Raw genomic sequence first — 7420 nt, 5'->3', positions numbered from 1 at the left:
CGGGTTCGACAAGCCGGCATCGGCCTATGACATCGCCGATGCGGTGTCGAAGGTGGAGGGCCGCCGCGTCGCCGCCAACAGCGTCTATCGCATCCTCGACCTGTTCGTCGGCGCCAATGTCGCGCGGCGGGTGGAAAGCGCCAACGCCTACATCGCCAACGCCCACCCCGAATGCCTGCACGATTGCATCTTCCTGGTGTGCGACAGCTGCGGCCAGACCACGCACATCGACGATGACGCGATCACCCGCACGGTGCGGTCGGCGGCGCGGAGCGCGGGGTTCCAGCCCGAACGCCCGGTGATCGAAGTGCGCGGCAAATGCGCCGATTGCGACGGCTGACGCCGGCGCGCGCTACAGTTTCTTCCCCATGCGGATCAGCGGGACCGGGATGCCATCCACCATGTCGGTGACGCGCTCGACCTCGGCATAGCCGCACGAGCGGTAGAGCGGCTCACCGGCCAGCGTCGCCATCAATTCGGCGCGGGCGAAACCATCGGCGCGCGCGGCGTCCTCGCAGAGCGACAGCACCAGCCGGCCGACGCCCCGACGGGCGAAGTCGGGGTGGGTGTACATCGCCCGCACCCGCGCCGCCTCGCTGGCGGGGTCGAGCAGGCGCGGTTCGCGCAGCCCGGCGCTGTGATCGCCGCCATAGAGCGTCGCGCGCCGGCTCCACCCGCCGCAACCGGCGATCGCGCCGCCCGATTCGACCAGGAAATAGGTGCCGTCGGCGACCAGCTGGCTGTCGAGCCCCATCACCGCCTTGCTGGCGGTGACCTGTTCGGGGCTGAGGAAATCGCGTTGCAGCCGTTCGATCGCCAGCCGCATCAACCCGCCCAGCGCGGGCAGGTCGGCGGCGGTGGCAAGGCGGGCCTGGAACGGCTGCACGCTGGTGTCGGTCTGCCGGTCGCGATCAGAGCGCGGCGGTGACGATGATCTCAACCTTGTAGTCCGGGGTCGCCAGCTTGACCTCGCCAGTGGCGCGGGTCGGGGCGTCGGCACCGCCGATCCACGCTTCCCATACGGCGTTCATCGCGCCGAAATCGGCCATGTCGGCCAGCCAGATCGTCGCCTGGAGCAGGCGCGACTTGTCGGTCCCGGCCTCTGCCAGCAGCGCGTCGATCGACGCCAGCACCGCTTTGGTCTGAGCGGTCGCGTCCTCACCGGGGGCGCCGATCTGGCCGGCCAGATAGACCAGGCCGTTGTGGATGACGGCCTGGCTCATGCGCGCGCCGGAATGCAGACGTTGAATGGTCATGGGAAGGGTCCTTGCGTGGTTCAGGAGGAATAGCGGGCGATGCCCAGGTCGGTGGGGTCGATCGCCGGCGTGGTGCCGCCGATCAGGCTGGCGATCAAGTGACCCGAACCGCACGCCATCGTCCAGCCGAGCGTGCCGTGTCCGGTATTGAGGAACAGATTGTCGACCGGCGTCGCGCCGACCACCGGCGGGCCGTCGGGCGTCATCGGCCGCAGTCCGCTCCAGAAATTGGTCTCGCCTGTCGCGCCGGCGCCGGGGAACAGATCGTTCATAACGTGGAGCAGGGTGTCCTGCCGCCGGTCGTGCAGCCGCCGGTCGAATCCGGCGATCTCCGCCATGCCGCCGACGCGGATGCGGTCGCCCAGCCGGGTCACCGCGACCTTGTAGCTCTCGTCGAGCAGCGTCGATACCGGGGCGCGATCCGGGTCGGCGATCGGCACGGTGATCGAATAGCCCTTGACCGGATACACCGGCAGACGCAGCCCGAGCGGCTTGAGCAGCGCCGGCGAATAGCTGGCGGTCGCCACCAGATAGGCGTCGCCGTGGATCGTGCCGCGATCGGTCCGCACCCCGGTGACGCGCCCGCCAGCGCTCTCGATCGCCTCGATCGTCGTGTCGTAGCGGAAATCGACGCCGCGTTCGGCAAGCGATTGCGCCAGCGCCTGCGTGAACATCCGGCAATCGCCGGTCTCGTCGTCGGGCAGCCGCAGCCCGCCGACGATCTTGTCGCGCGCGCTTGCCAACCCCGGCTCCGCCGCGACGCAGCCGGCGCGGTCGAGAAGTTCGTAGGGCACGCCGTAGGATTCGAGCACCGCGATGTCGCCGCCGACGCCGTCGAGCTGTTTCTGGGTACGGAACAGCTGGAGCGTCCCCTGCGATCGCTGATCATACTCCAGCCCCAGCCGCGCGCGCAGCGCGACCAGTTCGTCGCGGCTGAACTCGGCCAGCCGCACCATCCGGCTCTTGTTGAGGGCGTAGCGCGCGGCGGTGCAGTTGCGCAGCAACGCGAGCAGCCAGCGCACGGTCGCCGGATCGAATCGCGGCTGAAGGATCAGCGGCGCGTGGTGCATGAACAGCCAGCGCAGCGCCTTCGCCGGAATGCCCGGCCCCGCCCACGGTGAGGCATAGCCCGGCGAAACCTCGCCAGCGTTGGCGAAGCTCGTCTCCAGCGCGGCGCCCGGCTGGCGGTCGATCACCGTCACCTCATGCCCGGCCTCGGCAAGATAATGGGCGGACGTGACGCCGATCACGCCGGCGCCGAGGATGACGACTTTCACAGGCTGCTCCGCGGTGGCAGGGTTTCGGTGGCGGCGCCGTCGACATAGGCGCGCTGGTGGCGCGGGCCGAGGCTGGTGAGGATCTCATAGGCGATGGTGCCGGCATCGCGCGCGACATCGTCCAATGTCTGGTGCGGGCCGATCAGCTCGACGAAATCGCCTTCGTTCAGGCGGTCGGGCGCAACGTCGGAAATGTCGACGGTCAGGCTGTCCATCGACACGCGCCCGACGATCGGCAGCCGCTGACCGTCGTGCCACGCCGCGCCGACCCCGCCCAGCCGGCGCGGCCAGCCATCGGCATAGCCGATCCCGACCGTAGCCAGCCGCCGCGCTGCCGGCGCGCGATAGTCGAGCCCATAGCCGACCCCGGCGCCCGCCCCGACCGTGCGAATCTGGACGATCCGGGCGTCGAGCCGCACCACCGGGCGCAGGCCGTCGATGTCCGGCGCGGGCGCGACGCCGTAGAGCGCCACCCCCGGCCGCGCGAGATCGCAGCGATAGTCGGGCGACAGGAACGCACCGCCGCTGTTGGCGATCGACGCCGGCACGCCGGGGAACAGCGCCCGCACCGCATCGAACCGCGCGAGTTGATCGGCGTTGGCCGGATTGCCGGGCGCGTCGGCGCAGGCGAGGTGGGTCATCAACAGGCGGAGCGGCACCTGCGCGGCGAAATCACGGTCCTGCGCGAGTGCGACGATCGCATCGGCATCGAGCCCCAGCCGTGACATGCCGGTGTCGGCCTGCAGCGCGGCGGGCAGCGGGCGGCCGCCGGTGCGCGCCAGATCTCGCCAGCGCGCGACCTGGCCGGCAGCGTTGAGCACCGGGACGAAGCCCGCCTCGGCGCACATCGCCTCACACCCCGGATTGAGGCCGTTGAGGATGAGGATGGTGGCGTCCGGTCCGATCGCCGCGCGCACGGTGATCGCCTCGCCAAGCTGCGCGACGAAAAAGGTCCGGCATCCTTCCCGGTAGAGCGCGGGGGCGACCTGGGCGACGCCCAGGCCATAGGCGTTGGCCTTGACCACGGCGGCGCACGCGGCCGGGGCGACCCGATCGGCGATCAGGCGGTAATTGGCGCGGATCGCGGCAAGGTCGACGGTCAGCCGGCTCGCGTAACTGGGACACACCGTTGTTGCCATCACACCCCTTCCCGTGATGAGCATAGCGCAATCATCGCGCACGTTGCAGCGAATTGCCGGCAGAATCGGGCGTTTGCACGCGGTGTACGCAACGATATGCGACGAAACGGGAGGATTGTTGATGAACGCCCTGGATGACGCCGACCGCCGCATCCTCACCCGGCTGCGGCTCAACGCCCGCATCCCGAACAGCGCGCTGGCGGCGGCGGTCGGGCTGTCGCCGTCCGCCTGCCTGCGCCGGGTCAGGCTGCTCGAACGTTCGGGGGTGATCCAGGGCTATACCGCCCTCGTCGGCGGCGGGCTGTCCGACGGCGGCACGATCGCGATCGTCCAGGTCGAGCTGGAGCGCCAGACCGAGGAGTATCTGGTCCGCTTCGAATCGGCGCTGCGCCGCCACCCGGAGATTCAGGAATGGTATCTGATGACCGGCGCCGGCGACTATTTCCTGCGCGTGCAGATCGCCGGGATCGGCGACTACGGCGATTTCCACCGCGACGTGCTGTCAAAGCTGCCCGGCGTGTCGCGCATCACCTCCAGCTTCGCGATGCGCAGCCACCGGCGGGGGTGACCCGCCCCGGCGGGACGCAGCACTTGCAGGCATAGCCCGATGCCGCCCAATAGGAACCATGCCGATCATGCGCCTAAGCCTGTTAGCAGGGGCGACGACCTCGGCGGCCTGTTCCGAGCAGCCGAGCCATGAGGTTTGGGCGGTTGTGGTCACGATTGCACCGCACGCAACGCCGAAATGGCATGTCGACGAGGTCGTGGTTACGGCGCGCAGTCAGGACGGAGCATTCGGATCAAAGTCCGTTCTGAAGGCGCGCCTGAGCTGTCGTATCGGGGATAAGGTTCGTGGGTCGGCGCGTGGTTTGGCGCTGACGCTGGAGGATCGCGCCTGCGAACGTTGATGGTCGCTCGCCATAGAACCGGCGCGTTTCCGCTGGCGCGCGCCGCTACAGCCCCGCGCGCACCTCGGTCAGCGATGCCGCCAGGTCGGCGCGGATCGCTGCCGGGGTGCGGACGCCGCCGGTGGCGTCGACCAGCCGGTCGAGCAGCGCCTGCCCCTCCGCCCAGTCGCCGATGCCGCTGGCGGCGTTGATGTGCCCCTGACAGCCGACATCGACGAAATGGCTGCCCCATTGCCCGGCCAGCCCACGCGCGCGGCCGATGTCGATCCACGGGTCGTCGCGGCTGGCGACCAGGATCGACGGAAACGGCAGGATCATCGCCGGCGACGGGGCAAAGCCGGCCAGCTCGCGCGGGGCCTCGCCGCGATCGACGTCGGCCGGCGCGACCAGCAGCGCGCCCGCCACCGGCCAGCCATAGGGCTGGCCCGACAGCGCCGCCCACCACGCCACCGCCTGGCACCCCAGCGAATGCGCGACGAGCACCACCGGCGCGCGCGCGGTGCGGATCGCCTGGTCAAGCTTGGTCACCCACGCGTTGCGGTGCGGCCGGTCCCACATGCCCAGATCGACGCGCACCATATCGTTGCGCGATCCTTCCCACAGGCTCTGCCAATGGCTCGGCCCGCTGTTGTTGAGCCCCGGCACGGTCAGGACGGTCGGATGGGATGCGTCGGGCGGCAGGTACGCCATGGGACTTCTCCTCGGGTGGGCTGAGCCGGCCGGTGACGTTCTAGGGGGCGCCCACGGCCGACTCCTCCCGTGCCCCGAATTTAATCCCAGTAATTTGATAGGCAATAGGCGCTGCGCCGATCGGAGGCCCGGTTGCGACAATCCGCCGGGCGGTCCAAAGCACGCCGATGGCAAAGCTTCGCGCCGATCAGATGCTCGTCGACCGCGGTCTGGCCGAGAGCCGCACTCGCGCGCAGGCGCTGATCATGGCCGGTCTGGTGTTCACGGCCGATCGCAAGGTGGAAAAGCCCGGCCAGACGCTGCCTGCCGATGCGCCGATCATCGTGCGCGGGCGCGACCATCCTTGGGTGTCGCGCGGGGGGATCAAGCTGGCGCACGGGCTCGATCATTTCGGCTGGCCGGTGGGCGACGCGGTGGCGATCGACGTCGGCTCGTCGACCGGCGGCTTCACCGACGTGCTGCTGACGCGCGGCGCCGCGCGGGTCTATGCGGTCGATTCGGGCACCAACCAGCTCGCGTGGAAGCTGCGGCAGGATGCGCGCGTCGTCGTGCTGGAACAGACCAGCGCGCGGGTGCTCACCCCCGCCCATATCCCGGAGCCAGTCGATCTGATCGTGTGCGACGCCAGCTTCATCGGCCTGGCCAAGGTGCTCGACGTGCCGCTGGAGTTCGCCGCGCCGAATGCGCGCGCGCTGGCGCTGATCAAGCCGCAGTTCGAGGCGGGGCGCGAGGAGGTCGGCAAGGGCGGCGTGGTCCGCGATCCCGCCGTCCACGCGCGCGTCTGCGCCGAAGTCGCGGCGTGGTTCGAGGCAAAGGGCTGGACGGTCGAGGGAATCACGCCCAGCCCGATCACCGGGCCGGAGGGCAATATCGAGTTTCTGATCGCGGCAAAGCGTGCAAAATCGTCGCCGAGCCTTGCCAGAGTGCCGGCCGCACTTTAGCCGTGCGCCTTCCATGAAGTGTATACGAATCATTCTCGTCGCGACGGTTCTCCTCGCGGGTTGCAGCAAGCAGGCTGAAAACGGCGGGCGCCGTCAGCAGCAGGCGCCGACCGTCGGCGTCGCGCCGGTCGCGGTGACGCGCTTCATCGACAGGATCGATGCGGTCGGCACCGCGCGCGCCAATGAGCAGGTGACGATCTCCGCGCCGGTGACCGAACGGATCCAGCGCCTCCACTTCGACGATGGCGATTACGTCACGCGCGGGCAGGTGATCGCGGTGCTGGCGCAGGGCCAGGAAACCGCCCAGCTCGCCGAGGCCGACGCGCGCCAGCGTGAGGCCGGACAGCAGCTCACGCGGCTCAACGCGCTGAAGGCGCGCGGCTTCGCCACCAACAGCGCGGTGGATACCCAGGTCGCTCTCGCGTCGCAGGCGGCCGCGCAAGCGGCGCAGGCGCGCGCCGCCATCGGGGATCGCGTGGTGCGCGCGCCGTTCTCCGGCTGGGTGTCGCTGCGCAACATTTCCGAAGGCGCGGTGGTGTCGGCGGGAACCGCGATCGCCCAGATCAGCGACATCTCGCGGATCAAGCTCGATTTCGCGGTGCCGGAGACGTTGCTGCCGCAAGTGCGCGTGGCGATGCCGATCGACGCGACCGCCGCCGCCTATCCCGAACAGCCGTTCCGCGGCACCGTCGCCACCATCGATCCGGTGCTCAGCCCCGATACGCGCGCCGCGACGATTCGCGCGGTGCTGCCCAACGGCGATCGGCGGCTGAAACCGGGGATGCTGCTCAACGTCCGCATCGAATCGGCGGCGCGCACCGCGCCGTCGGTGCCCGAACTGGCGGTGGTCGGCGACGGCAACCAGAGCTTCGTGTTCACGCTCGACGGTGACAAGGTCCGCCGGATTCCGGTCAACACCGGCACGCGCCAGGACGGCCGGGTCGAGATCCTGTCGGGCCTGCGCCCCGGCCAGCGCGTGGTGACCGAAGGCGTGGTCAAGATCACCGACGGACAGACGGTGAAGGTCGCCGGTCAGGCTAATCGCGGTCCCGCGGCGGGCAAGGGCAAGGCGACGCGCTCGTGATTCTGTCGGATCTCTCCGTCCGGCGGCCGGTGGTCGCCACGGTGATGGCGATCCTGATCACGCTGGTCGGCCTGGTCGGCTTTTTCAGCCTGTCGATCCGCGAATATCCCGATACCGATCCGCCG

Annotated in this window: 11 protein-coding genes; 6 read left to right on the top strand and 5 right to left on the bottom strand. The window is 69.8% G+C overall.

All coding sequences use genetic code 11. The annotated features are described in order from the left end of the window. The coding region (locus VNR91_RS08370) for a Fur family transcriptional regulator (protein ID WP_325490314.1) at positions 1-340 on the top strand (340 nt) is incomplete at its 5' end. A 12-nt stretch (positions 341-352) separates the two neighbouring features. Here the strand turns inward: VNR91_RS08370 and VNR91_RS08365 are convergent. The 4 genes from VNR91_RS08365 to alr all read right to left on the bottom strand — a co-directional run bounded on the left by VNR91_RS08365 (position 353) and on the right by alr (position 3672). Continuing rightward, positions 353-826, bottom strand: a complete 474-nt coding sequence (locus VNR91_RS08365) for a GNAT family N-acetyltransferase (protein ID WP_325490315.1) — start codon at positions 824-826, stop codon at positions 353-355. An 85-nt stretch (positions 827-911) separates the two neighbouring features. Continuing rightward, the gene (locus VNR91_RS08360; RefSeq protein ID WP_325490313.1) at positions 912-1256 is read right to left on the bottom strand and encodes a RidA family protein; all 345 of its coding nucleotides are present in this window, start codon (positions 1254-1256) and stop codon (positions 912-914) included. 20 nt (positions 1257-1276) lie between these two features. Then, the gene (locus VNR91_RS08355; RefSeq protein ID WP_325490312.1) at positions 1277-2533 is read right to left on the bottom strand and encodes a D-amino acid dehydrogenase; all 1257 of its coding nucleotides are present in this window, start codon (positions 2531-2533) and stop codon (positions 1277-1279) included. Further along, the gene (alr, locus tag VNR91_RS08350; protein WP_325490311.1) at positions 2530-3672 is read right to left on the bottom strand and encodes an alanine racemase; all 1143 of its coding nucleotides are present in this window, start codon (positions 3670-3672) and stop codon (positions 2530-2532) included. Before alr ends, VNR91_RS08355 begins: the two co-directional genes overlap by 4 nt. A gap of 121 nt (positions 3673-3793) precedes the next feature. On the opposite strand from alr, the gene VNR91_RS08345 reads away from it, so the two are divergent. Beyond that, the gene (locus tag VNR91_RS08345) at positions 3794-4240 is read left to right on the top strand and encodes an Lrp/AsnC family transcriptional regulator (protein WP_325490310.1); all 447 of its coding nucleotides are present in this window, start codon (positions 3794-3796) and stop codon (positions 4238-4240) included. A gap of 58 nt (positions 4241-4298) precedes the next feature. Next, on the top strand, positions 4299-4580 hold the full coding sequence (locus VNR91_RS08340) for a hypothetical protein (RefSeq protein WP_325490309.1): 282 nt from the start codon (positions 4299-4301) through the stop codon (positions 4578-4580). A 45-nt stretch (positions 4581-4625) separates the two neighbouring features. Here VNR91_RS08340 and VNR91_RS08335 read toward each other — a convergent pair whose 3' ends face one another. Next, positions 4626-5270 carry an RBBP9/YdeN family alpha/beta hydrolase gene (locus tag VNR91_RS08335; RefSeq protein WP_325490308.1) on the bottom strand — a complete coding sequence of 215 codons (645 nt, stop codon included), beginning with the start codon at positions 5268-5270 and terminating at the stop codon, positions 4626-4628. A gap of 167 nt (positions 5271-5437) precedes the next feature. Here VNR91_RS08335 and VNR91_RS08330 point away from each other — a divergent pair, with 167 nt between their 5' ends. The 3 genes from VNR91_RS08330 to VNR91_RS13545 all read left to right on the top strand — a co-directional run. After that, complete coding sequence (locus tag VNR91_RS08330) at positions 5438-6211, top strand: TlyA family RNA methyltransferase (protein ID WP_325490307.1); 774 nt, start codon at positions 5438-5440, stop codon at positions 6209-6211. Positions 6212-6224: 13 nt separating this feature from the next. After that, positions 6225-7295, top strand: a complete 1071-nt coding sequence (locus VNR91_RS08325; protein WP_325490306.1) for an efflux RND transporter periplasmic adaptor subunit — start codon at positions 6225-6227, stop codon at positions 7293-7295. Then, a partial coding sequence (locus VNR91_RS13545) for an efflux RND transporter permease subunit (protein ID WP_414712395.1) occupies positions 7292-7420 on the top strand: 129 nt, incomplete at its 3' end. The genes VNR91_RS08325 and VNR91_RS13545, both read left to right, overlap by 4 nt.

The sequence above is a fragment of the Sphingomonas sp. genome, assembly GCF_035555815.1.
Taxonomy (GTDB): Bacteria; Pseudomonadota; Alphaproteobacteria; order Sphingomonadales; family Sphingomonadaceae; genus Sphingomonas.
Note: the sequence above shows the minus strand (reverse complement) of the source record. Positions and strands in the feature narration are given on the sequence as shown.

Excerpts from the sequence above, each read along its gene's own strand:
- VNR91_RS08325 (WP_325490306.1), top strand. The coding sequence starts at position 6,225 with ATGAAGTGTATACGAATCATTCTCGTCGCGACGGTTCTCCTCGCGGGT.
- VNR91_RS08365 (WP_325490315.1), bottom strand. The coding sequence starts at position 826 with ATGCGGCTGGCGATCGAACGGCTGCAACGCGATTTCCTCAGCCCCGAA.
- VNR91_RS08340 (WP_325490309.1), top strand. The coding sequence starts at position 4,299 with ATGCCGATCATGCGCCTAAGCCTGTTAGCAGGGGCGACGACCTCGGCG.
- VNR91_RS08360 (WP_325490313.1), bottom strand. The coding sequence starts at position 1,256 with ATGACCATTCAACGTCTGCATTCCGGCGCGCGCATGAGCCAGGCCGTC.
- VNR91_RS08335 (WP_325490308.1), bottom strand. The coding sequence starts at position 5,270 with ATGGCGTACCTGCCGCCCGACGCATCCCATCCGACCGTCCTGACCGTG.
- VNR91_RS08345 (WP_325490310.1), top strand. The coding sequence starts at position 3,794 with ATGAACGCCCTGGATGACGCCGACCGCCGCATCCTCACCCGGCTGCGG.
- alr (WP_325490311.1), bottom strand. The coding sequence starts at position 3,672 with ATGGCAACAACGGTGTGTCCCAGTTACGCGAGCCGGCTGACCGTCGAC.
- VNR91_RS08330 (WP_325490307.1), top strand. The coding sequence starts at position 5,438 with ATGGCAAAGCTTCGCGCCGATCAGATGCTCGTCGACCGCGGTCTGGCC.